Genomic DNA, 24,895 nt, shown 5'->3' with positions numbered 1-24,895 from the left:
CGCGAGTAGCGTTGCGCAAACCAGGCGCAAAATCAAAACCACGACAAGCACGGAGACAACGCATGCCCCCCGCGACCACCAGCGACGCAGCCGCCCTCGCGCGCGACTTCGATTTGCGCCGGCTCAGTCCCGAGTTCTACACAAACCCCTATCCGGTCTACCACGCGCTGCGCACGCATGAGCCGGTCAAGCGCATGCCCGACGGTTCGCTGTTTCTGACGCGCTTTCGCGACGTTCAAGCGGTCTACCGCGATGCGAAAACCTTCAGTTCCGACAAGACCGTCGAATTCAGGCCGAAGTACGGCGACTCGCCGCTTTACGCGCATCACACGACGAGTCTGGTGTTCAACGATCCGCCGCGTCATACGCGGGTGCGCAAGCTGATCGCCGGCGCGTTGACGGCGCGCGCGATCGCCGCGATGGAGCCGGGGCTCGTACGTCTCGTCGACGGCTTGCTCGACGCCGCCGCCGAACGCGGCCGCATCGATCTGATCGGCGAATTCGCGTCGGCGATTCCGGTGGAGATCATCGGCAATCTGCTCGACGTGCCGCATGCCGAGCGCGCGCCGTTGCGCGACTGGTCGCTGGCGATACTCGGCGCGCTCGAACCGTCGCTCAGCGACGCGCAACTCGAACGCGGCAATCGCGCGGTGAGCGAATTCGTCGACTATCTGCGCCGCTTGGTGGCGCAACGTCGGCGCGAGCCGGGCGACCCGCTGCACGACGTGCTCACGCGTCTGATCCAGGGCGAGGAGGGCGGCGAGCAATTGTCCGAAGCCGAATTGCTGCAAAACTGCATCTTCATTCTGAACGCGGGGCATGAGACGACGACCAATCTGATCGGCAACGGCCTCGTCACGCTCGCCGAGTGGCCTGAACAGCGCGCCGCGTTGCTGCGCGAGCCGTCGCTGATCGAATCGGCGGTCGAGGAATGTTTGCGTTTCGAGAGTTCGAATCAGCTCGGCAACCGCATGGCGGCGCTCGACGCCGAAATCGGCGGCGTTCCCGTGGCGCGCGGCACGCCCGTCACGCTGTGCATCGGCGCCGCCAATCGCGACCCGGAGCAATTCGCGGAGCCGGACCGCTTCGATATCCGCCGCGCTCCGAACCGGCATCTGGCGTTCGGCTTCGGCATTCATCAGTGCGCCGGGCTGTCGCTCGCGCGGCTCGAGGCGCGCATTGCCATCGGACGCTTCGTGCAGCGCTTTCCGGCCTATCGGCTGCACGGCGAGCCGACGCGCGGCGGTCGCGTGCGGTTTCGCGGCTTCGCCGAAGTGCCGGTGGAACTCGACCCGGCGGCACGCCGAACGCCGTAGCTTTTGCCGACGCGGCGCAAGACTTACAGCCGATGCGCGGCGCGCCCGGCATCGCGGCGTCCCGCGTCAGCGCAAAACCCGTGGCACGCTTGCTGCTTCACGTAAAGACCTGGGCCTTGGGGAGCGCACGATGGCACACATGATCTGGAAGGGCGCAATCAGCTTCGGCCTCGTTCACGTGCCGGTGCAGTTGTACCCGGCAACGCAGCCGGAGAAGGTCGGCTTCAATCTGCTGGATAAGCGCACGATCGACCCGGTCGGCTACAAGCAGATCAACAAGCGCACCGGCAAGGATGTGACGCGCGATAACATCGTGCGCGGCTTCGAGTACGAAAAGGACAAGTACGTCGTGCTCTCGGACGAGGAGATTCGCGCGGCGAATCCCGAGTCGACGCAGACGGTGGACATCCTTGCGTTCGTCGACGCCGCCGACATCTCGTTCCTCTTTCTCGACACGCCGTACTTCCTCACGCCCGATCGCAAAGGCGAAAAGGTCTACGCGTTGCTGCGCGAAGCGATGAAGGCGTCGGGCAAGGTCGGCGTGGCGAGCGTCGTGCTGCACAACAAGCAGCATCTCGCCGCGCTGATTCCGCTCGGTCCGGTCCTCGCGCTGAACACGCTGCGCTGGGCCGCCGAAGTGCGCGACTTCGACCAGTTCAAGCTGCCGGTCGAAGGCGTGAAGGCGGCGGGCGTCAGCGCGCGCGAACTCGACATGGCGAAAAAACTGATCGACGACATGAGCGACAAGTGGGATCCGTCGCAGTACCACGACACCTTCCGCGACGACATCATGGCGCTCGTCGATCGCAAGATTCGCGCGGGCAAGACCGAGGAAATCACGGAGGTCGAAACGCCGCGCGAGTCGCGTCAATCGGCGGACATTCTCGATCTGTCCGATCTGCTCAAGCGCAGCCTGGGGCGCGGCAAGGGCAAGCCGGCGTCCGGTGGACGCAAGCGTGCCGCGGACGATGAGGAAGCTGAGGCCAACGACGAAGAGGCCGACGAGGATACCGATGCCAGCGCCACGCCCGCTCGCAAGAAGCCGAAGACGACGCGCGCGACGCGCGGCGGCGGCACTCGCGCCGGCGGCCGTTCCAGCGCCAAGACCGCGCCGGCGGCCCGCAAACGCCGCGCGGCCGCGTGAGCACGGAGCGCCCGATCCTGGAGGTTAGAAAGAGGAACCGCGAGAGGAACCGCGAGAGGAACAGTGAGAGGAACAGTGAGATGAACCGCGCCACCCAACCCGCGATGACGTCATCCCCATGAACGACAGGCTCGATCTCTACAACCGCAAGCGCCGCTTCGACGAAACGCCGGAGCCCGCGGGCACGAGCGCACGCAAGCGCGCCGGCCGCAAGACGAGTGCGCGCGAGTCGAACGAGGCGCTGTCCTACGTGATTCAGGAGCATCACGCACGGCGGCTTCACTACGACTTCCGGCTCGAACTGAACGGCACGCTGCTGTCGTGGGCGGTGCCCAAGGGGCCATGTCTGGACCCGTCGGTGAAGCGGCTCGCCGTGCATGTCGAGGATCATCCGGTCGAGTATGGCTCGTTCGAAGGCGAGATTCCGCCTGGCAACTACGGGGCGGGCACCGTGATCGTGTGGGACCGCGGCACCTGGGAGCCGGTCGGCGGCGCGGCGCAGGCGGCCAAAACCTACGCGGCCGGCAAGCTCAAATTCATCCTGCACGGCGACAAGCTGCACGGCGGCTGGACGCTGGTGCGCAGCCACATGCGCGGCAGCGGCGACAAGGAGCAGTGGCTGCTGATCAAGGAACGCGACGACGAAGCGCGCGATGAAAGCGAGTACGACATTCTGAAGGAGCGACCCGGCAGCGTGCTCGATGGAAGCGCGCCGGCGCAGAAGGGCGCGAAGACGGCGAAACGCGCGTCCGCGGCGAAGGAAGCGACGAGCACGAGCCGGACCGGCAGGAGCGCCGCCGCCAGGACCGCTTCATCGAACCGCGCGAGCCGCGGCGATCCGAAACGACCCGACATCGTGGCGACGCGCAGCGCGCAGTCGCTGCGTGAGCTCGCCGTGTCGCCGTCGATCGAAGGCGCGGTCGAGGCGAAGCTGCCCGCCACCTTCAAGCCTCAACTGGCAACGCTGGTCGACAGCGCGCCGCCCGGCGATCAATGGTCGTATGAGATCAAGTTCGACGGCTACCGCGTGCTGGCGCGCATCGACCACGGCACGAAGGGCGGCGCGGTGAAGGTATTCACGCGCGCGGGCAACGATTGGACCACGAAGTTCAGCAAGCAGGTCAAGGCGCTCGAACAGATCGACCTCGAAACCGCATGGCTCGACGGCGAGGCGGTGGTGCTGGACGAGAACGGCGTGCCGAGTTTCCAGGCGCTGCAGAACGCGTTCGATTCGAACCGTCCGCAGGACATCACCATCTATCTGTTCGACGTGCCTTTTCTGAACGGTTACGACTTGCGCGGCGTGCCGCTGCGACAGCGCCGCGCGATCCTGCGCGCGTTGCTGGAAGGCGTCGACGACAACGTGCTGCGCTTCTCGAACGATTTCGAATTCAGCGCCGAGGACCTGCTCAAGAGCGCATGCGACATGGCGCTCGAAGGCATCATCGGCAAGCGGCGCGACAGCGGTTATATGTCGGGACGCTCGTCCGCGTGGATCAAGCTGAAGTGCCGGCGTCGCCAGGAGTTCGTGATCGGCGGCTATTCGGAACCGTCCGGCAGCCGCGCGGCGTTCGGCGCGCTGCTGCTCGGCGTTCACGACAGCAAGGGCAAGCTGCAATACGCCGGGCGCGTCGGCACGGGCTTCGACGCCGCGTTGCTGCGTTCGGTGAAGAAGGAGCTCGACGCGCACGAAACCCAACGCATGCCGTTCGCGGCCCCGCCGCGCGAGCGCAGTCGCACGCCGGTGCATTGGGTCGAACCCGTGCTCGTCGCCGAATGCAACTTCGCCGAGTGGACGAGCGACGGCATCGTGCGCCAGGCGTCGTTCGTGAGTCTGCGCAACGACAAGCCGGCGAGCCAGATCGTCAAGGAAGCACCCCGCAAAGGAGCCGACGTGCAACAGCAAACCGATACCGCGTCCGCCGCCGCGCCGAAGAAACGCGCGGCGCGACGGGCCGAAGCAAACGCCGTGTCCGAGCCGGATGACACGCGTGCGAAGCAGGCAGGAAAAACCTCCGGCGCCAAAACCTCGGCCGCCAAAACCGCAGCCGCCAAAACCGCAGCCGCCAAAACCGCAGCCGCCAAAACCGCAGCCGCCAAAACCGCCACGGCGAAGTCGAAAGCCGCCTCGACTGCCTCCGAAGTCGCCGGCGTGCGCGTCTCTCACCCCGATCGCGTGATCGACAAAAGCACCGGCACGCGCAAGATCGACCTCGTGCGGTACTACGAATCGGTGGCCGACTGGATGCTGCCGTATCTGCGGGACAGGCCGGTATCGCTGGTGCGCGCGCCCGAGGACATCGGCGGCGAGCTGTTTTTCCAGAAGCACAGCCAGAAGCTGTCGATCCCGAACATCACGCAGCATCCCGGGCTCGACCCCGGCCATCCGCCGCTGATCACCGTCGAAACGATCGGGGCGCTGGTGGGCGCCGCGCAAATGGGCACCGTCGAGTTTCATACCTGGAATGCGGTGGCGTCGAACATCGAGAAGCCCGATCGCATGGTGTTCGATCTCGACCCCGACGCGTCGCTCGGCTGGGAGCGGATGATCGAGGCCGCGCAGCTCACGCGCTCGCTGCTGGAGGAGCTCGGTCTCACGTCGTTCTGCAAGACGAGCGGCGGCAAGGGACTGCATGTGGTGGTGCCGCTCGCCAGGCAGGCGGGTTGGGATGAAGTGAAGGGCTTTTCGCAAGCCGTCGCGCAGCATATGGCGGCCACGCTGCCGAAGTACTTCAGCGCGAAGATGGGCGCGCAGAATCGCAAGCAGAAAATTTTCGTCGACTATCTGCGCAACAACCGCGGGTCGAGCACGATCGTCGCGTTCTCGGCGCGCGCGCGGCCGGGCATGGGCGTGTCCGTGCCGCTGTCGTGGGACGAAGTCGCCAGCACCACGGCCGGCGATCAATGGAATATCGAGAACCTGCACGAGCGGCTCGCCGACCTCGCAGGCGACCCCTGGGCGGACTACCCGACGACGCGTCAGCGGATTACCGCGGCGATGAAAAAACGTCTGGACGGCGCGAAGTGAGCGCGCTGCCGCCGTTCTCAACGCATACGCAAAGGAGCAAGCCATGAAGACCGCACCGCAATCGTCGGACGGCGACAAGCAAGCCGATCCGCATGCCCGAAAGCATCCGCGTTCGTTGGAGGACGTGGCCGCGCCGCTGCCGCATGAAACCGATCAGAGCCCGGAATCGCAGCACGAGGACGATCCGCGGCGTGTCGGCAAGCAGGCGCATCGCGACATCGAACGGGGACTGCGGGATACCGACCGCCGCGGCGGCGACTATCAGCAAAAGACGCAGAACGACGCGCACGCCGATGTGAACTCCGAGGGCAAGGCGGGAGGCGGCGGGCGCGGCAAGCGGTGATCGCCGCAGTGATCACAGCAGTGAGCGCAGCGGTAATCCTTCAGCGAGCCCCGCCGCTCGGCTCGGCGTCCCAATACGGCGGATCGCCGAAATGCGCCGCGAGGAATTCGATGAACGCGAGCGTCTTCGGCGGCACGAACGCGCGGCTCGGATACACCGCCCAGATCGCCACTTCCTCGGCGAGCGGATACGCGTCGAGCACGCGCACCAGTTCGCCGCTGCGCAGATAGGGCGCCACGTCCCAGGTCGATTTGAGCGCGATGCCGAAACCGGCCAATAGCGCGTCGCGAATCACCTCGCCGTTATCAGTGACGAGCCGACCGCTCACGCGCACGTCGAGCGGGCCGGCGGGCGTCATGAACGCCCAGTCGCGCTGGTCCGACAGGATCATGCATTCGTGCCGCGCGAGATCCGACGGATGATGCGGCGCGCCACGCGCGGCCAGATAAGCGGGCGCCGCGCACAGCACCCGGCGGTTGACCGCCAGGCGCCGCGCCACCAGCGATGAATCCTTGAGCACGCCGACGCGGATCGCCACGTCGATTCCCGCGTCGACCAGATCGACCAGGTGATCGGTCAGCCGCAAATCGACGCTCACGCCGGGATAGCGGCGCAGAAATTCGCTGATTACCGGCGACACGTGCTGCCGCCCGAACGAGGACGGCATCGACACTCGCACGCGCCCCTGCGGTTCGGCCTGCGCGCGGCCCACCGAGGCGCGCGCGGCGGCGGCCGCGTCGAGCAGCGCCTCGGCGCGCGTCATGAACACTTCGCCGTCCTGCGTGAGACTGATGCGGCGGGTGGTCCGGTGCAAAAGCCGCGCGCCCAGCAGCTTTTCCAGTTGCGCGATGCGCGAACTCGCGACCGCCGCCGACAAACCGAACTCACGGCCCGCCGCCGACACATTGGCGAGCAGGGCGGCGCGCACGAACAACGCGACGTCGAGCAGATCGAGCCGTTCGCGTTCAGTGGAAGGTGCATGGGCGGATGGAGCAGGACGATTCATTCTTCTGAAATTCAAAAAGATGTTTCAGTCATTATGACGGTTTTATAAAAATAAGAAGGCGCCTAGGATGACGCCGATGGGATCGGTTGCCGTCGCCGTCCCCGATTCTCAAGCGCATCTTCATCCGAACCAACAGGAGCTTCTTATGAAAGCCGTAGGTCTCTATCGCTACTTGCCGATCGATCAAGCCGAAGCGCTGGTCGATGTCGAGATCCCGCAACCTCAAGCCACCGGCCGCGACCTGCTCGTGAAGGTCGAGGCGATCTCCGTCAATCCGGTCGACACCAAGGTGCGCGCGCCGAAAGACACGGTCGAAACGGCGCCGCGCATTCTCGGCTGGGACGCCGCCGGCACCGTGGTCGCGGTCGGACCGGAAGTCACGCTGTTCAAGGTCGGCGATCCCGTGTTCTACGCCGGCAGCATCACGCGGCCGGGCGCGAACAGCGAGTTCCATCTGGTCGACGAGCGCATCGTCGGGCGCAAGCCGGCGTCGCTCGATTTCACGCACGCGGCGGCGCTGCCCCTGACCGCGATCACCGCATGGGAAGCGCTGTTCGATCGCCTCGGCGTATCGCCGCAAGGCGCGGATGAAGGCCGCACGGTGTTGATCGTCGGCGGCGCGGGGGGAGTCGGCTCGATCGGCATTCAATTGGCCAAACAACTGGCGAAGCTGAAGGTGATCGCGACGGCCTCGCGTCCCGAGTCGGCGAAGTGGGCGACGGAGCTGGGCGCGGATCACATCGTCGATCACTTCGGCGACATGCCCGCGCAGTTGAAACAGCTCGGCATCGGGCAGGTCGATTACGTGCTGATATTCAACGACACCGACCGCCATTTCCCCGCCGCGGCCGAGGTCGTCGCGCCGCAGGGCGGCATTTGCACGATCGTCGAAAACAGCCGGCCGGTGCCGGTCGAACTGTTGAAGGCGAAGAGCGCCGCATTCCATTGGGAGTTCATGTTCACGCGTTCGATGTTCGGCACGCCCGACATGATCGAGCAGCACAAGCTGTTGACGGAAGTGGCGCGTCTCGTCGATGCCGGGACGTTGCGCACCACCGTCGGCCAGCAGCTCGGCAAGATCGACGCGCAGAATCTGCGCCGCGCGCATCGACTGCTGGAAGAAGGCCGCGCGATCGGCAAGCTGGTGCTGACGGGCTTCTGAAGCGTCGCGATCGGCCGGCAAAAAACGGCTTGCCGCAAGGGGGTTAACACCCGATCCGCGCGCAGCGCGCGCGGCGTCGCTTGGCGTTAGACTGGCGGGGCATCATGCAAAAACAGTTGCGTGTCTCGCGGCCCGGCTGGTGAATGCGCAAGCACCCATCGACCCGGCATGAACCTGCGCAGCCACGATGCTTCGCTCAGGCGGTAGCACCCACGCAGCACTCACGCGAGCGCGCAGCGGCACAACAACGAGGTGACAGTATGAGCTACCGCTTCAAACTCTCCGCCGTTTCAGTTGTCGCTTCTCTCGCTTGCGCGTTCGTGCCGGCGGCCCACGCGGCCACGCCGATCACGGTGACGTCGCAGTCCGCGCCCGACGGTCCGATCCGCTACACGGTTCGCGTCACGTCGAAACAGTTCGGCAATTCACAGGAAACCCGCACGATCCGCTCCGGCGAATCGGACGACTTCACGTGGAAAACCGTACCGCCGGGCGGGCCGGTTCCGGTGAGCGATGCGTGCCCGAGCTATTCGTCGCTGCCACTCGACACCAACGGCGCGATGATCCGTCAGACGCAGATCCGCTTCGCGCCGGTGGTGGCCAGCGACGGCACCGCAACCGTGCAACTGAGCTTCCAGGCGCGCACGCCGCGCGGCGTGAAGTCGGTGACGAGCGGCGGCAAGACGCTCCAATGTCCGAACGACGTGGCCGTCAGCCAGATTCTGCGCTTTACGATGCCGACCAACGGCAGCACGAAGAAGCTCACGCTGGCCGACGGCACCGAAGTGACGGTCAGCGCGAAGCGTTGAAGCCCCGTCCGCGGCGAGCCGGCATTCAGCGCGGCGCCGCGGCGCGCTCCACCAGCCGCGACGACAGAAACCGGTGCTCCGCCGAAAAGAGCCGCCGGTACGTGAGCAGCACCGCGCCGACCGTCCCGAGCGCCGACGCGGCGGCGATCAGAAACATGATCACGATCTGATAACGCACCGCCTGCAACGGCGACTGGCCGGCCAGCACCTGGCCCGTCATCATGCCGGGCAGGCTCACCACGCCGACCACGGCCATCTGGTTCAGCGTCGGCATCATGCCCGCGCGCACCGCCTGGCTCGCCGGCGCCCGCGCCGCTTCCCAGCGCGTCGCGCCGAGCGCGAGCGCCATCTCGACGCGGTCGCGCCGCGCGGTCAATTCCTCGGTCATCCGTTCGATGCCGAGCGAGACCCCGGTCAGCGTATTGCCGAGGATCATGCCGAGAATCGGAATCGCATACTGCGGCTCGTACCACGGATGAATGCGGATCACGACGAAGAGGCCGATCGCGGCGACGAGCCACGAACTGAACCCGATCGACAGCACGCTATCCGCGCGCTGTCCGGCATAGGAGCGGCTGCCGCGCTGCGCGCCCGCGAAGCCGGCGATCAGCGTCATCACGATCATCAGCGGCAACACCACGAACCAGTGGCTGTAGCGGAACACCCAGCCGAGCACGTAGCCGATCGCGACCAACTGCACGACGGTGCGCAGCGCCGCCCACGCGAGCTTGCGTTCGAGATCGAGCTTGAGCGCCACCGACACCGCGCCGTTCACGACGATCAGCAAGGCCGCGATCGCGAGGTCCCAGAGACTCAGGGTTTGCAAGGTCATTGGCGGAACGCCTCCTGCGCGGGCGTGACCGTGGGTTCGTCGAGCATGCCGGCGCGCATTGTCAGACGCCGCTCGCTCATGCGCGCGGCCTGGGCCGGATCGTGCGATACCCAGATCGACGCATGCCGGCCGGGATCGGCATCGAACCAGGCGCGCACCAAACCCTCGATCGCATGCGACGACTCCGGGTCGAGCGACGCGGTGGGCTCGTCGAGCAGCAGCACTTCCGGCGCAAGCTGCAACACGCGAATCAGCGCGACGATCTGCGCCTCGCCGCCGGACAGTTCGCTCGCGCGTTTGTCGAGAAAATCGTCGCCGCGGCCGGCCGCTGCCACGAGACTTGCCGCTCGCGCGCGATCGAAGCGCACGTCGCGATAGGTGCGCAACTCGAACGGGTAGCGCAGATTGTCTTCAACGCTGCCGTCGAGCAGCGCGGGCCGCTGGCGAATATAGGCGACGTTGCGCCGGTAGCGCGGAATCGCCGCGCGTTCGACCGGCCTGCCATGCCACACGATGCGCCCCGCATCGAGCGGATCGAGCAGGGCGAGGGCGCGCAGCAACACGCTCTTGCCGGAGCCCGACGGCCCCGTGATCGCGACGCGGTCGCCCGCATGCAACGCGAAGATGGTGGGCTGCAGCAGCGTCTGGCCGCGCAAGGCGTCGCGCCGGACGATGCCGTCGGCGAGCACGAACGGAACATCGGTCATGAGTCGTAGGGTGGAGAGTGGGCGTCATGTCGAAGGCCGTCGTTCGGGCACACTACGTGCTGGGCGAAGGGCAACGCAGAAAAAATAGCGGAGCCCCCTCGATGGCAGCGTGGAGCACGACCGGAAGACGGATCGGGAAAATCATCGCATGGCTGCTGGCGATCATCGTCATTCTGATTGTCGCGCTGACAGTTTTTCTCCTGACGTTCGACTGGAACCACGCGCGGCCTTACGTCAACGACAAGGTCACGCAGGCGATCGGCCGGCCGTTCGTCATCAACGGCGATCTGAAAGTGGGCTGGCGGCATCCGGTCGGCGAGACCGGCTGGCGCGGCTGGGTGCCCTGGCCGCGCTTTTCGGCGACGAACATCACGGTGGCCAATCCCGACTGGGCCAAACAGCCGCATTTCGCCACGCTCGACGAGATCGACTTCCAGGTCAAGGTGCTGCCGCTGCTCACCCGCGACATCGTGATTCCGGCGATCAATCTGGTGAATCCTTCCGTCGATCTGGAACGCCTGCTCGACGGGCGCAACAACTGGACCTTCAAACTGAAGCCGCGCGAGCCTTCCGAGTGGAAGCTCGATCTGCACGATATCGCGTTTGAGAAGGGCAACATCGCACTGTCCGACCAGCAGAAGAAGATCGACGTGCAGACGGTCGTCGATACGCTCGGTCAGCCGATTCCGCTCGGCGAGGCGATCCGGCAGCAGGAAGCGGCGTCGCGCCGTGCGTCGGCCGAGGCGGTCGGCAAGTCGGGCGCGAACAAGCTGTCCGCGCAGGCCAATGCTCAGGCGGCGTCCGAGGCTTCGGCGGCCGCGGCGGCGGCCGCGTCGGGGGCTGCGTCGACCGACATCAAGGCGTCGGGCGCGACGGCGGCCACGGGCGCTTCGGGCGCGTTGATCGCGGGCGGTTCGAAGGGCGCGAGCCAGGCGGCGAGCGCGAGCGTCGGCGTCGGCGCTAGCGCTAGCGCTAGCGCGGAAACCAGCGCCGCCGCGGCGGCCTCCGTGCCGGCCTCGAGCGCCAGTGAAGCCGGCGACGCGGGCGGCGCGAAACCGCAGATGCCGTCGTATGCGATCGGCTGGACCGTCAAGGGCACCTACAACAAGACGCCGGTGGCGGGCAGCGGCAAGGTGGGCGGCGTGCTCGCGTTGCAGGACGCGAACCGGCCGTTCCCGGTGCAGGCCGACGTGAAGGCGGGCGATCTGCATATCGGTCTGGTGGGCACGGTCACCGATCCGGCGCATCTCGCCGCGGTCGATCTGCGCCTCTGGCTGCAAGGCAACAGCATGTCGCGGCTCTATTCGCTGACCGGCGTGACCTTGCCCGACACGCCGCCTTATGCGACCGAGGGGCGTCTCATCGGGCAGTTCAAGCAAAGCGGTAACGTCTTCAAGTATGAAAACTTTACAGGCCGGGTGGGCGGCAGCGATCTGAACGGGTCGCTGATCTATACGGCGCGCGAGCCGCGTCCGCTGTTGCAGGGCGAAGTGGTGTCGCATCTGCTGCAATTCTCGGATCTCGCGCCGGTGATCGGCGCGGACTCGAACGCGAGCAAGGCCAGGCGCGGCGATGCGAAGATGCAGCCGGCAAACAAGGCGCTTCCGGTCGAGGAATTCCACACCGACCGCTGGAAGGCGATCGACGCCGACGTGAAGTTCTCGGGCCGGCGCATCATCAAGAACGTGGACCTGCCGATCACGGACCTGTACACCCATATCGTGATGACCAATGGCGTGCTCTCGCTTGAACCGCTCAAGTTCGGCGTGGCGGGCGGCTCGCTGGCCTCCGACATTCATCTGGACGGCAGCGCGATGCCGCTCAAGGGCCGCGTGTCGACGTCGGCGCGGCATCTGAAGCTCAAGCAGTTGCTGCCGAACTTCAAGACGATGCAGAACGCGCTCGGCGAAATCAACGGCGACGCCGCCTTGACCGCGACCGGCAATTCACCGGCCGCGCTAGCGGCGACCTCGAACGGCGAGGTGAAGGCGCTCGTCACCGACGGCACCGTGAGCCGCCTCCTGATGGAAGCGGCGGGCCTGAACGTGGCGAACGTCGTGTATGAAAAGCTGTTCGGCAATCGCGACGTGAAGATCAATTGCGCGGCCGCCGATTTCGTCGCCACCAACGGCGTGCTCGATTCGCGCGTGTTCGCGCTCGATACGGGCGACGCGGTGATTGACATCGACGGCAAGGTGAATCTGCGCGACGAGTCGATGGACCTCGGCGTGCATCCGCATACCAAGGGGTTCCGGGTGTTTTCGTTGCGCTCGCCCCTCTATGTGAAGGGGACCTTCAAGGACCCGCACGTGGGCGTGAATCCGGCCGCGCTGGCGCTGCGAGGCGGCGCGGCGGTCGGGCTCGGTCTCGTCAATCCGTTCGCGGCGCTGATTCCGCTGCTGGCGCCCAGCAACAACAAGCCGCTGCCTTGTGCGCGCTTGCTCGCGCAGGTGCGTCAGGCGCCGACGGCGCCGCCGCCCGGGGTCAAGCAGAAGCCCAAGGCCGCCATTTCGCTCGAGGGCGCGCCGGTGAATAAATCATCAGGGGAAGCTTCGTCGCCTGCCGCGACCGGCAAGAAGCAGCCGGCGGTCACGGCGCCGGCGAGCGCGGTTGAATACAAGGGAAGCTGAGACCCACGCCGCTTGCGAACCGACAGCGGCGTTGCCAAGGACGAGCGGGTCGATGTGAAAAAGGCCTCGGGAACAGGCCTGTAAGAGGCCTGTATGAAGAACCTGCCTCGGCTATCTCAGCGAGCGCGGAGCGGCGTCTCCAGCGGCATCTTGCCGACGAACCCCGCGACGGGCACCGATGCGAGTGGCGCCGAACTCCGTCAGGATCTTGCCGCGAGCCCGGCTGGCAAACACCAGGAAGCCGAAGCCGTCGGCCTCGTACCAGTAGCCGCCGTTCTCCAGTCCGTCGAGCGGTTGTTCCAACGCGTTGGTGATGGATTCGATACAGCGCCGCCGCAACTCGGCCGGCGCGGGATAAGGCGGTTGCGCACCGCGCACGCTGCACAGGAGCACATCGAGTCCGGGCAGCACGTGTGCATAGAGCACCGGTTCGTCTTGCGCGCGAGCACGCGCAATCTTGGTGTCGAGCTGGCCGAACGGCTTGAAATGCCGTAGTACCGCGAGGAACGACTCATCGCCGTCCACCTTCGCGCGTCTACGCTTTTTCGGGAAGGACATAAAAATTCGCCTGAAAAAGAATTGCAAGAAACGCAGCGTCCTCATGCGACAACTCCCGGCTTCGCGCGCCGCACGTCGATCTTTTATAGCATACGACAAGGCTGGATTCACGATGATTCGACGTCTGCGCCGTATCACCTTCTCCCGCACGAATCATGCCGAACCGCCTCGCCGCGCGCTTTCGCTTCCCAGCACATCTGTTTCCATCATAGACGCACGAGGCGCCGAAAAAACATCTCACACCAATAAAAAAGTCGTTTTTGTGTGGGCCGGGCGCCTCTTGCGGCTACGTTGAAATATCTCTAAATCACGCCGATAATGGCCCGTCCGGCCGCGTCGCACTCGCCGCTCTGGCGGGCGCGACCGGTCCTCCTGAGTTGCCGCGGCTTGAATGACCCTTCGCGACCCTTCGGGCGAACATGAAACTATTCACCAAGGGGCTGCTGCTGATTGCGGTGCCGAGCGTGGTCGAACTGGCGCTTCTCGGCTTCGTCTTCGATACCCAGGAAGAGACGGCGCAGGCCGCGCGATGGGTCGCCAACAGCAAGCAGATCCTTTATCAGTCGTCGGCCCTCGTCGATCCGTTGCTGCGTCAGGCCGCGCGCGTGCGCACCGGCATGGCGGTCGGCGATCCGTCGTTCATCGACCGGCATACGGTATGGATCGATCTCGGCGACCGTCTTCAGAAACTCGACGCGCTGGTCGGCGGCACGCCGCAGCAGGTCGAGCGAGTACGCAAGATGCGGCAGGCGGTCGACGCCTATCGCGCCCAGGCCGTGATGATCTCGCAGGCGCTGCACGAGGGGCGCGGCGTGGCTTCGTTCGCGGCGCTCGAAACCGGCGCGCTGCCGCGCCAGGTCGCGGTGTTTCGCGACGAGCTTGCCGCGTTCGGCAACGAGGCGTCGCGGCTCGACGCCGAACGCGGCGCGGCGCTCGCGCGGCGGCGCGAGCGCCAGCAATACGCGCTGATCGCGGCGGTGCTGGGTTCGATGCTGATCTGGGCGGCCACGGCGGTGGTGTTCGCGCGCAACATCGGCCGGCGGCTGGAAGTGTTGACCGATAACGCCGAGCGTCTGGGCAACGGGCGGCCGCTCGCCGCGCCGCTGTCGGGCAACGACGAAATCGCCGCGCTCGACACGGTGCTGCACGAGACAGGCGCGCGTCTCGCCGAGGCCGACGTGCAACAGGCCACGCTGAAGGCGCGGCTCGAGGCGCGCGCGAAGGAACTTGCGGTGGTCAACGAGGAATTGCGCCAGGAGACGCAAGACAACGAAATGTTCATCTACAGCGTGTCGCACGATCTGCGCTCGCCGCTGGTGAATCTGCAAGGCTTTTCGAAGGAACTTCAGGTGTCGTGCGACGAGCTGGACAGCATCGTCGATGCCGCCGGCTTGCCGGAAGCCGAGCATCGGCGCATGGCGCATACTCTGAAAGGGGACGTGCGCGAGTCCTTGCAATATCTGCGCACCGCGGTGACGCGGGCCGCGGCGATCATCGACGCGCTGTTGCGGATTTCGCGCGCCGGCCGGCTCGAATACCATTGGCAGCGGGTGAGCGTCGGCCGCGTGGTGGGCCGGGTGGTGGATGCGCTGGAAGGCGCGATCGGTCAGCGCGCGGCGTCGGTCACCGTGCGCGAGTTGCCGCCCGTGTGGGGCGACCCGACGGCGATCGAACAGATATTCAGCAACCTGATCGGCAACGCGCTCAACTACCTCGACCCGGCGCGCACCGGGCGCATCGAGATCGGTGCGCTGGAGCCCGATCCGGTCGATGCGACCGACCCGCGCGCGGTGCGCATGCGCACTTACTACGTGCGCGATAACGGCCTCGGCATTCCGGCCGCGTATATGTCGAAGGTGTTCCGCGCGTTTCAGCGTCTGCACGGCGACGTCGCGAACGGCGACGGCATCGGTCTCGCGGTGGTGCGGCGCATGGTGGAGCGGCACGGCGGGCGCGTGTGGGTGGAGTCGGCGGAAGGCGCGGGGTCGACCTTCTTCGTCGTGTTGCCCGAGCAGCCCGCGCGCGCCTGATGCGAGACGGGTCGCGGCAACGGGACACACCGCGGAAACGCCATGAACATAGATACGGATCGTTAGCACGGAGGGCGTATGAGTCACGGGGAAACGGTCGGCATCGTGCTGATCGAGGATGACGACGGCCATGCCACGCTCGTCGAGCGCAATCTGCGCCGTGCCGGCGTTTCGAACGGATTCCTGCGCTTTCGCGACGGCCAGCAGGCACTCGATTACTTTTTCGGCCCCGCGCCGGCCGAGGCCGCTGCCAGCGGCGCGGGCGGCGGCGCCTCCGAGCCCGCGGCGAGCGCTTATCCGTCGCGCGACGATCTGACGAATTTCGTCGTGCTGCTCGACCTGAAGATGCCGCGAGTGGACGGCTTCGAAGTCTTGCGGCGTCTGAAAGAGTCGCCGCGGACCGCCGCGGTGCCGGTGATCGTCCTGACCACCACCGACGACCCGCGCGAAATCGCCAGGTGCTACGAGCTGGGCTGCAACGTGTACATCACCAAGCCGGTCGAATATGACGCGTTCATCGAAGCCGTGCGCCGGCTCGGCTTCTTCCTGCAGGTCGTCAAGCTGCCGCCGGGCCATCGTTTCGCGGTGCCTTGAGGTAACGTTCATGTGAAGCCGCACAGCCGCCGCTGGAAGTCACCTGAAAGTCACCCGAAAGTCGCTCGTGACAACATAACCACCAGACCTAGCCTAAAAGAAGATTCGCATGATCGAAGACGTGTCCACGCTGCCCGCCGCCTATGTGCTGGTCGTCGACGACGACGAAGGCATTTTGCGGCTCGCGCGCAAGTCGCTGGAGCGCGCCGGCTGCCGGGTAGCGATCTGCGCCAGCGTCGAGGCGGCCCACGAGCGGCTCGGCGCGGGCGGCCCCGATTTGCTGGTGCTCGACTATCAGCTCAGCGGACCGGAAACCGGACTCGACTTCTTTCGCCGCTTGCGCGCCGAAGGCGTGCGGATTCCCGCCATTCTGGTGACCGGCTTCACCGACGAATCGCGCGTGATCGAAGCGCTGCGCGCGGGCGTCTCCGACGTCGTGCCCAAATCCGGCGAATACCTCAATTACCTGCCCGAGGCGGTCGAGCGCGTGCTGTCGCAAGTGCGTTTGCAAAAAGCGTCGGACGAAGCCTTGCTGTTGCGCGACCGCGAACAGCATTACCGCACCTTGTCGGAGACGCTGCCGCATCTGGTGCTGACCTGCAACGCCACGGGCGACTGCGACTTTCTCTCGAAGCAGTGGTTCGACTACACCGGCTTGCCCGACAACAGCTCACACGGCCTCGCGTGGCTGGATGCCGTGCATCCGGACGACCGCGAGGAAATCCGCCGCACGTGGCTCAACACGGTGGCGAACAACGCGGGCGACTACCAGCACGAACTGCGGATCCGCCGCCACGACGGCGAATACCGCTGGTTCGACGCGCGCGTGGTGGCGATGCGCGACGCCGAGGGCAAGGTCAGCAAATGGTTCGGCAGTTGCACGGACATTCATTCGCAGCGCGAGGCGATCGAGGAGCGCGAACGCCTGCTTGCCTCGGAGCAGGCTGCCCGTCAGATCGCCGAGGAAGCGAACCGCGCCAAGGACCGTTTTCTGGCGATGCTCTCGCATGAGTTGCGCACGCCGCTCACGCCGGTATTGGCGGGCGCGAGCGTGCTGGAGATGATTCCCGATCTGCCCGATCAGGCGCGTGCGAGCGTGCGCATGATTCGCCGCAACGTCGAGCTGGAGGCGCGGCTGATCGACGACCTGCTCGATCTCACGCGCGTGGCGAACGGCAAGCTGCGTCTGTCGCTGGAAACCGTCGACGTGCACGACGTGATGGACAGCGTGCTCGAACTTTTCCGCAGCGAGATCCAGGTCAAGCAGCAGGACGTGCACGTGCACAAGAACGCGAAGCACCATTACGTGCTGGCCGATCGCGCGCGCTTGCAGCAGATGCTATGGAACCTGATCCGCAACGCCGCCAAGTTCACGCCCGATGGCGGCCACATTTACGTGCGCACGCGCGACGAACGCATGCAGGTGCAGATATCGGTCGAAGACACGGGCATCGGCATCGAGCCGGAACAGATCGGCAAGCTCTTCAACGCGTTCGAGCAGGGCGACCAGAACATGACACGGCAATTCGGCGGCCTGGGCCTCGGTCTCGCGATCACGAAGGCGTTGACCGATGTGCACGGCGGCACCGTCACCGCGCAGAGCCCCGGCGCGCATTGCGGCGCGACCTTCACGATCACGCTGCCGACCGCCGCTGCGCCGGCCGGCACGCCGTCCGTCGCCGTGCCTGACGAAGTGCATGCGGCCGGCCTGCTGAACATCTTGCTGATCGAGGACCACGTGGATACCGCCGAGGTGATGGCGCAACTGATTCGCAGCCTCGGCCACGAAGTCACGACGGTCGGCCGCGTGGACGATGCGTTGGCCGCCACACAGTTGCAGCGCTTCGATCTGGTTGTCAGCGACGTGGGCTTGCCCGACGGCACCGGCCTCGATTTCATCAAGGCGTTCCGCGAGCATTCGGATGCGCCGGCGGTCGCGTTGACCGGCTTCGGCACGGATGAAGACGTGCGTCGTTGCTTGAGCGCCGGCTTCACTTCCCATCTGACGAAGCCCGTTAATTTCGGCCAGTTGGAGACGATGATCGAGGGCGCGGTGAACCGAAAGGCGCAGCAAGGCGCTTAGGGGTTGCGCGTAGCGCCCGGCATGAAAGTGGACAGCGTGAAAAAAGGCCTGTTGCGACAAATCGCAACAGGCCTTTTTATTGGCGCCGCCCGATCCGCGGGTTCGCGGCCTAGCGCGGCGAGTTCTTCAGTGAATCGCGGATTTCACGCAGCAGCAGCACGTCTTCCGGCGGGGGCGGCGGCTCTGCCGCTGCGTCCTCGGCCGGCCTGCGCAGATTGTTGATGAACTTGACCATCAGGAAAATGATGAACGCGAGAATGACGAAGTTGATGGCCACGGTAATGAACGAGCCGTAGCCGAACACCGCGACGCCTGCCGTCTGCAGATCTTTATACGACTCGGGGCTGCCCTTGAAGCTGGGCGGAATATCGCCGAGGCGAATGAACTTGTTGGAGAAATCGAGGCCGCCGGTGGCGACGCCGACAACCGGCATGATCAGGTCTTTAACAACGGAATTGACGATGGTGGAAAACGCGCCGCCGATGATCACGCCGACTGCCAGATCCACCACGTTGCCCTTGAGGGCGAATTCTTTGAATTCCTTGACCATGCTCATTGAGGTTCCTCCCGAGAATCGATAAACGAATCATACCAACGTCGGACGAATAGGCGAGTGCTTCGGGCAGGGAAAACGAGGCGCGGTCTTTAGCCCGGAAACTGTGACTCGCCGTGGCGGGCGCGTTCGATATGCGCGGCAAAACTGACCGGATCGGTGTTGGTGCCGCACAGCAGCACGCCCACCCGTTTGCCTTGCAGCTTTTCGCGTAGCGGTCCGAGCAAGCCCGCCGTGGCGGCGGCGCAGGCGGGCTCCACAGCCAGCTTGAGTTGACCGAACAAGGTCAGCATGGCCGCGCGCAACTGGTCGTCGGAAACGGTGACGAGATCGTCGATATGACGGCGGCACAACTCGTAGCTGTATTCCTCGGTATGCGGCGACATCAGCGAATCGGCGATGCCGTGCATCTGGCCCATCTTGACCGTGTGATTGGCCGCAAAACTCCTGCCCATCACATCCGCGCCCTCGGGTTCGACGCCGTACACATGCACGCGCGGATTCGCGAGCCGCATGGCCGTGGCGACGCCCGCGGCGAGACCGCCGCCGCCGATCGGCAGGATCACCGCTTCGAGGTCGGGCGTTTGCGTGACCCATTCATAGCCGAGCGTGGCCGAGCCCAGCACGGTGCGATAACCGTTGAACGGATGCACGAAATAGCGGCCTTCCTCGGCCTCGATACGGCGCACCAGTTCGAACGCCTCGGCGATGTTTTCCGCGAACACGATCTCGGCGCGATACTGCCGGCACAATGCCACGCGCGCCGGGTTCGCCGCGCGAAACAGCACGACCTTCGCGCCGATGCCAAGACGCATGGCCGCATACGCCACCGCCACCGCGTGATTGCCGCCCGACACGCAGGTCACGCCCGCGCTGCGTTGCGCTTCGTCGAGTGCCAGCAGGTTGGTGAACGCGCCGCGCGCCTTGAAGCTGCCGCCCGCTTGCAGCAGCTCGAACTTGAAGTTCACCACCGTGCCTTCCATCGACGGAAAGTCGAGCCTGTCGAACACCGGCGTTCGCGCGACCCACGGCGTCAACGCGAAGTGTTGCGTCGCGATGTCGTCGAGCGTGGGGATCGGCTCGCCGTCGATCGTGTGGTCGGTATGCAGTGGCGTGGCGGTGGACATGGCGGGGGCGCTCGTTCGTTTGGTATGGGTGAAACGGTGCGTGGCGGCGGACGGTTTCAGTGTGCGTGCGCCTCGACCGACATGCTGTGAATGAACTTGTGCAGGAAGCGCTCGCATGCCACGAGCTGATCGAGCGCGACGAATTCGTTGGCCTTGTGCGCCTGCTGGATGTCGCCGGGGCCGCATACGATGCTCGGAATGCCCGCCAGCGAAAACAGACCGGCTTCGGTGCCGTACGCGACCTTGCGTTTGTCCTGATCGGCGGTCAGGGCGCGCACGAGTTGCGTGATCGCCGCCTGTTCCGATGAATCGAGCCCCGGCGCCGCGGCGATCCTGGTGATCTCGATGGCCGCCGACGGATGCTCGCGCAGCATCTTCGGCAGCAGCGTTTCGCGCGCGTACTGATCGATGCGCGCGAAGATCGGTTCGGGATCGAGCGTGGGCAGGTTGCGGAATTCGAACTGGAATTTGCATTCGGCCGGCACGGTGTTGATCGCATTGCCGCCGACGATCGTGCTGGTCTGCGCGGTGGTGAAGGGCACGTCGTACAGTTCGTCGAACGGACCTTGCTCGCGGAACTGATCGGCCATGTCGCGGATGTAGCAGATCAGGCGCGCGGCGTACTCGATCGCGTTCAAGCCCTTCGGCGTGAGCGACGAATGCGCGGCCTGGCCGCGCACGCAGCACTGGTAAGCGTTGATGCCCTTGTGCGCGACGATCGGGCGCATGCTGGTCGGTTCGCCGACGATGCAGCCGTCCGGCTTCACGCCGCGCTTCATCAGGTCCTGAATCATGAGCGGCGCGCCGGCGCAGCCCACTTCCTCATCGAACGAGAGGGCGAGGTGGATCGGCCTTGCGAGCTTCGCGCGCTGCATGTCGGGCACGAGCGCCAGCGCCGCGCCGATGAAACCCTTCATGTCGCACGTGCCGCGGCCATACAGTTTGTCGCCGCGAATTTCCGGCTTGAACGGATCGCTGTCCCATTGCTGGCCGTCCACCGGCACCACGTCCGTATGACCCGAGAGCACCACGCCGCCGTTGGTTTCGCCGTCGTGCGCGGGGATCGTCGCGAACAGGTTGGCCCATTTGCCGCTCGCGTCGTGCGTGAGCGTGGCTTCGATGCCGGCCGCGCGCAGTTCGTCGCGCACGGTTTCGATCAGGCCGAGATTCGGGTTGCGGCTGACCGTGTCCATCGACACGAGACGGGTGACCCAGGGAAGCGAAACCGGCGACGAAGCGTTCTGTGCGGAAGCGGATAGGGAAGAGGGCTGCGCTGATTCAGCGACATGGGACATGACGGACTCCGGCATTTGAGTCTTTCGATCATATCCCAAAATATGCCCCTTTCGTGCGCCGCGGCGCGCGTTTGCGCGTTGCAACATGAGCAAAAACGCGGGACGTGGCGCGTATTCCCGAACTTCGAGCGATCGGCGCCGAAAGCGGACGTCAGCGCGCGGCGACCGGGGCCGCGGTGCCGCGGCTCGGCGCGCCGAGCGCGCGCAGCGTTTCCTTCACCGTCGCGACGCGTACCGCCAGATCGGGGCTGCGCGTTTCGATACGCAGCTTGTCCTGGCCCGCGAGCTTGATGTGCTTGTGTTTCTGCACCATCTCGATGATCCGCATCGCGTCGACCGGCGGGTTGGGGATGAACTGCAAACCAATCACGGCTTCGCCCGCGTCGATCTTCGAAATGCCCAACGGCTTCGCCGCGAGCCGCAGACGATGCGTCTCCACCAGCGCGTGCGCTTGCGGCGGCAACTTGCCGAAGCGGTCGATCAGTTCTTCCTGAATGCCGTCGATCGAATCGTTGTGTTCGCAGTTGGCGAGGCGCTTGTACAGCGACAGACGCTCCTGCACGTCGCCGCAATAGTCCGCGGGCAGAATCGCCGGCGCGTGCAGATTGATCTCGGTGGTCGCGGCGAGCGGCGCGGTGAGGTCCGGCTCCTTGCCTTCCTTGAGCGCCTTCACGGCGTCGTTCAGCATGTCGGTGTAAAGCTGGAAACCGATCTCGTGAATCTCGCCCGACTGCTTGTCGCCGAGCACTTCGCCGGTGCCGCGAATCTCCAGGTCGTGCATGGCGAGATAGAAGCCCGAGCCGAGTTCCTCCATCTGCTGGATTGCCTCGAGCCGGCGTTGCGCCTGCTTGGTCAGACCTTGCGGATCGTGCACCAGCAGATACGAATACGCCTGGTGATGCGAGCGGCCCACCCGGCCACGCAACTGATGCAACTGCGCGAGACCGAACTTGTCGGCGCGGTGAATCAGGATGGTGTTGGCGGTGGGCACGTCGATGCCGGTTTCGATGATCGTCGTGCACAGCAGCACGTTGGCGCGCTGCGCGACGAAGTCGCGCATCACGCGCTCCAGCTCGCGTTCGTGCATCTGCCCGTGCGCGACCGCGAGGCGCGCTTCGGGCACCAGGGCTTCGAGCATTTGCCGGCGATTCTCGATCGTCTCGACTTCGTTGTGCAGGAAGTAGACCTGGCCGCCGCGCTTCAACTCGCGCAGCATGGCCTCGCGGATCACGCTGTCTTCCTCGCGGCGCACGAAGGTTTTGATCGCGAGGCGCTTTTGCGGCGCGGTGGCGATCACCGAGAAATCGCGCAGACCTTCGAGCGCCATGCCGAGCGTGCGGGGGATCGGCGTGGCGGTGAGCGTGAGCACGTCGACTTCCGCTCTGAGCGCCTTCAATGCTTCTTTCTGACGCACGCCGAAACGGTGCTCCTCGTCGATGATCACGAGCCCGAGCCGCTTGAACTGCACATCGGAGGAGAGCAGCTTGTGCGTGCCGATCACGATGTCGACGCTGCCTTCGTTGATCTGCTGGATGGCCGCGTTGACTTCCTTGGTCGACTTGAAACGCGACAGTTCGGCGATGCGCACCGGCCAGTCGGAGAAACGGTCGGAGAAGGTTTGCGTGTGCTGTTCGGCGAGCAGCGTGGTGGGCGAGAGCAGCGCCACCTGCTTGCCGCCCATCACCGCGATGAAGGCCGCGCGCAACGCCACCTCGGTCTTGCCGAAGCCGACGTCGCCGCACACGAGCCGGTCCATCGGCTTGCCGCTCGTCATGTCGCCGATCACGGCGGCAATCGCCGCGGCCTGATCGGGCGTTTCCTCGAAGCCGAAGCTCTCGGCGAACTTCACGTAATCCTTCGGTTCGAGCGCGAACGCATGGCCCTCGCGGGCGGCGCGGCGCGCGTACAGGTTCAGCAGTTCGGCCGCGGTGTCGCGAATCTGTTGCGCCGCCTTGCGCTTGGCCTTTTCCCACTGGCCGGAGCCGAGCGAGTGCAGCGGCGCGCTTTCCGGATCGGCGCCGCTGTAGCGCGAGATCACATGGAGTTGCGCGACCGGCACGTAGAGCTTGCTGTCGCCCGCGTATTCGAGGTGCAGGAACTCGGTTTCGCCTTCGCCGAGATCCATCGTGACGAGACCCATATAGCGGCCGATGCCGTGCTGCGAATGCACGACCGGGTCGCCCACCTTCAACTCGGACAGATCGCGCACCATCGAATCGACGTTGCTCGCCTGTTCCTGGCGGCGGCGTCCCGCGCGGCGCGCGAGCAGGCCGTATAGCTCCGTCTCGGTGATGATCGCGATGCCGTCGAGCGGCACGGCAAAACCGTTCGCGAGCGGCGCGACGCCCAGCGAGAAACGCTCGTCGCCGGTGAGCCAGTCCTGGAAGCTGTCGCTCGAAACGGGTTTCAGATGATTGTCGACCAGCAGTTGCAGCAGCGTTTCGCGACGGCCCGCCGATTCCGCGGCGAACAGCACGCGGTTCGGCGTGGTCTCCAGATAGGCGCGCAAGGCCGCGACCGGATCGTCGGCGTGACGGTCGATCGCCAGATCCGGCAGCGGCAGCGACCAGCCGCCGCCGGCGTTGCCGGGCAGCGCGAGCCGCGCGAACGGCTTGGCGAACGTGAAGAAGTCCTCATCCGACAGAAAGAGACGCTGCGGCTCCAGAATCGGCCGGTCGCGATCGTGCGAGAGGAAGTTGTAGCGCTGCTTCGTGTCGTTGGTGAAGCGCCGGATCGCGGCGTCCAGATCGCCGACGAACGCCAGTTGCGCGCCTTCGGGCAGGTAGTGGAACAGCGTCGCGGTTTCGTCGAAGAACAGCGGCAGATAGTATTCGATGCCCGCGGACGGCACGCCGTTGCCGATGTCCTTGTAGATCGACGCACGGCTCGGATCGCCCTCGAAGGTTTCGCGCCAGCGGCTGCGGAATGCGGTGCGCGCGGCTTCGTCGAACGGGAATTCGCGGCCGGGCAGGAGGCGCACGTCCTTCACCGGATAGAGGCTGCGCTGCGTGTCGGGGTCGAAGGCGCGGATCGAGTCGACCTGATCGTCGAACAGGTCGATGCGGTACGGCAAGGGCGAGCCCATCGGGAACAGATCGAGCAGCGAGCCGCGCACGCAGTACTCGCCCGGGCGCACCACCTGGCTCACGTGCTCGTAGCCGGCGAGCGTCAATTGCGCCTTCAGCCTCGCTTCGTCCAGACGCTCGCCTTGCGAGAACGCGAACGTGTAGCCCGCCATGAACGACGCCGGCGGCATCCGGTAGAGCGCCGTGGTGGCGGGCACGAGCAGGATGTCGCAGCGGCCCTCGCCGAGATCGTGCAACGTGGCGAGGCGCTCGGAGACCAGATCCTGGTGCGGCGAAAAGCTGTCGTAAGGCAGCGTTTCCCAGTCGGGCAGCAAGCGCACGCGGGCCTCGGGTGCGAAAAAGCCGATTTCCTGCGACAGACGCTGCGCGTCGACCGCGCTTTCGCACACCACCGCCAGGAGCGGCACCTTCTCGCGATAGGCGAGATGGTAGCGGGCGATCAGCAGCGCGTCGGACGAGCCGTGCGTGCCGTCGAAGACGAAACGCTGGCCGGCCTTGACGAGCGCGACGGGCGGGGAGTATTGCGATGATGCGGCGATGTCTGGCATAGAAGAGAAAAGGCGGCCTTGGGCTCACACGTGACCGGCAAGTT

General features: G+C 65.7%; 18 protein-coding genes. 10 read left to right on the top strand and 8 right to left on the bottom strand.

All coding sequences use genetic code 11. The annotated features are described in order from the left end of the window. Window positions 1-62 precede the first annotated feature (62 nt). From BUE39_RS00850 to BUE39_RS00835, 4 genes are all read left to right on the top strand, one after another. Entirely contained in the window at window positions 63-1,316 is a 1,254-nt protein-coding gene (locus BUE39_RS00850) for a cytochrome P450 (RefSeq protein ID WP_073426763.1), read from the top strand. A gap of 130 nt (window positions 1,317-1,446) precedes the next feature. Beyond that, window positions 1,447-2,460 (top strand): non-homologous end joining protein Ku, encoded by a 1,014-nt coding sequence (gene ku, locus BUE39_RS00845; protein WP_073426762.1) that lies wholly within the window; start codon window positions 1,447-1,449, stop codon window positions 2,458-2,460. A 118-nt stretch (window positions 2,461-2,578) separates the two neighbouring features. Beyond that, complete coding sequence (gene ligD, locus BUE39_RS00840; protein WP_073426761.1) at window positions 2,579-5,488, top strand: DNA ligase D; 2,910 nt, start codon at window positions 2,579-2,581, stop codon at window positions 5,486-5,488. A 43-nt stretch (window positions 5,489-5,531) separates the two neighbouring features. Next, window positions 5,532-5,831, top strand: coding sequence for a hypothetical protein (locus BUE39_RS00835; protein ID WP_073426760.1), 300 nt, complete (start codon window positions 5,532-5,534; stop codon window positions 5,829-5,831). A 40-nt stretch (window positions 5,832-5,871) separates the two neighbouring features. Here the strand turns inward: BUE39_RS00835 and BUE39_RS00830 are convergent, their stop codons facing one another. Next, on the bottom strand, window positions 5,872-6,837 hold the full coding sequence (locus BUE39_RS00830; RefSeq protein WP_073426759.1) for a LysR family transcriptional regulator: 966 nt from the start codon (window positions 6,835-6,837) through the stop codon (window positions 5,872-5,874). A gap of 145 nt (window positions 6,838-6,982) precedes the next feature. Between BUE39_RS00830 and BUE39_RS00825 the strand changes: the two genes are divergently transcribed. Both BUE39_RS00825 and BUE39_RS00820 read left to right on the top strand, forming a co-directional pair. Further along, window positions 6,983-7,999: a zinc-binding alcohol dehydrogenase family protein gene (locus BUE39_RS00825; RefSeq protein WP_073426758.1), complete on the top strand. Its 1,017-nt coding sequence runs from the start codon at window positions 6,983-6,985 to the stop codon at window positions 7,997-7,999. Window positions 8,000-8,259: 260 nt separating this feature from the next. After that, on the top strand, window positions 8,260-8,808 hold the full coding sequence (locus tag BUE39_RS00820; protein WP_073426757.1) for a DUF6013 family protein: 549 nt from the start codon (window positions 8,260-8,262) through the stop codon (window positions 8,806-8,808). A gap of 25 nt (window positions 8,809-8,833) precedes the next feature. Here BUE39_RS00820 and BUE39_RS00815 read toward each other — a convergent pair whose 3' ends face one another. Both BUE39_RS00815 and BUE39_RS00810 read right to left on the bottom strand, forming a co-directional pair. Next, window positions 8,834-9,640 carry an ABC transporter permease gene (locus tag BUE39_RS00815; protein ID WP_073426756.1) on the bottom strand — a complete coding sequence of 269 codons (807 nt, stop codon included), beginning with the start codon at window positions 9,638-9,640 and terminating at the stop codon, window positions 8,834-8,836. Then, window positions 9,637-10,347 carry an ABC transporter ATP-binding protein gene (locus BUE39_RS00810; RefSeq protein ID WP_073426755.1) on the bottom strand — a complete coding sequence of 237 codons (711 nt, stop codon included), beginning with the start codon at window positions 10,345-10,347 and terminating at the stop codon, window positions 9,637-9,639. The genes BUE39_RS00815 and BUE39_RS00810 overlap by 4 nt, the downstream gene beginning before the upstream one ends. Before the next feature lie 101 nt (window positions 10,348-10,448). On the opposite strand from BUE39_RS00810, the gene BUE39_RS00805 reads away from it, so the two are divergent. Continuing rightward, window positions 10,449-12,977: an AsmA family protein gene (locus tag BUE39_RS00805; protein WP_073426754.1), complete on the top strand. Its 2,529-nt coding sequence runs from the start codon at window positions 10,449-10,451 to the stop codon at window positions 12,975-12,977. Window positions 12,978-13,088: 111 nt separating this feature from the next. Here the strand turns inward: BUE39_RS00805 and BUE39_RS00800 are convergent, their stop codons facing one another. Then, on the bottom strand, window positions 13,089-13,580 hold the full coding sequence (locus BUE39_RS00800) for a hypothetical protein (protein WP_073426753.1): 492 nt from the start codon (window positions 13,578-13,580) through the stop codon (window positions 13,089-13,091). 374 nt (window positions 13,581-13,954) lie between these two features. On the opposite strand from BUE39_RS00800, the gene BUE39_RS00795 reads away from it, so the two are divergent. From BUE39_RS00795 to BUE39_RS00785, 3 genes are all read left to right on the top strand, one after another. Further along, the gene (locus tag BUE39_RS00795) at window positions 13,955-15,565 is read left to right on the top strand and encodes a sensor histidine kinase (protein WP_073426752.1); all 1,611 of its coding nucleotides are present in this window, start codon (window positions 13,955-13,957) and stop codon (window positions 15,563-15,565) included. Between the two features lie 78 nt (window positions 15,566-15,643). Further along, a complete protein-coding gene (locus tag BUE39_RS00790) occupies window positions 15,644-16,159 on the top strand; it encodes a response regulator (RefSeq protein WP_073426751.1) in 516 nt (171 codons plus the stop codon). A 109-nt stretch (window positions 16,160-16,268) separates the two neighbouring features. Continuing rightward, window positions 16,269-18,242: a hybrid sensor histidine kinase/response regulator gene (locus BUE39_RS00785; protein WP_073426750.1), complete on the top strand. Its 1,974-nt coding sequence runs from the start codon at window positions 16,269-16,271 to the stop codon at window positions 18,240-18,242. A 109-nt stretch (window positions 18,243-18,351) separates the two neighbouring features. On the opposite strand, the gene mscL is transcribed toward BUE39_RS00785, so the two are convergent. The 4 genes from mscL to mfd all read right to left on the bottom strand — a co-directional run bounded on the left by mscL (window position 18,352) and on the right by mfd (window position 24,851). Beyond that, the gene (gene mscL, locus BUE39_RS00780; protein ID WP_073426749.1) at window positions 18,352-18,798 is read right to left on the bottom strand and encodes a large conductance mechanosensitive channel protein MscL; all 447 of its coding nucleotides are present in this window, start codon (window positions 18,796-18,798) and stop codon (window positions 18,352-18,354) included. 89 nt (window positions 18,799-18,887) lie between these two features. Continuing rightward, on the bottom strand, window positions 18,888-19,922 hold the full coding sequence (locus BUE39_RS00775) for a threonine ammonia-lyase (protein ID WP_073426748.1): 1,035 nt from the start codon (window positions 19,920-19,922) through the stop codon (window positions 18,888-18,890). A 56-nt stretch (window positions 19,923-19,978) separates the two neighbouring features. Next, window positions 19,979-21,217 (bottom strand): acetylornithine deacetylase, encoded by a 1,239-nt coding sequence (gene argE, locus BUE39_RS00770; RefSeq protein WP_073426939.1) that lies wholly within the window; start codon window positions 21,215-21,217, stop codon window positions 19,979-19,981. A 151-nt stretch (window positions 21,218-21,368) separates the two neighbouring features. Further along, on the bottom strand, window positions 21,369-24,851 hold the full coding sequence (gene mfd, locus BUE39_RS00765; RefSeq protein WP_073426747.1) for a transcription-repair coupling factor: 3,483 nt from the start codon (window positions 24,849-24,851) through the stop codon (window positions 21,369-21,371). Between the last annotated feature and the right edge of the window lie 44 nt (window positions 24,852-24,895).

This window comes from Paraburkholderia terricola (assembly GCF_900142195.1).
Classification (GTDB): domain Bacteria; phylum Pseudomonadota; class Gammaproteobacteria; order Burkholderiales; family Burkholderiaceae; genus Paraburkholderia; species Paraburkholderia terricola.
This window is presented reverse-complemented; position numbering and strand designations above follow the sequence as displayed.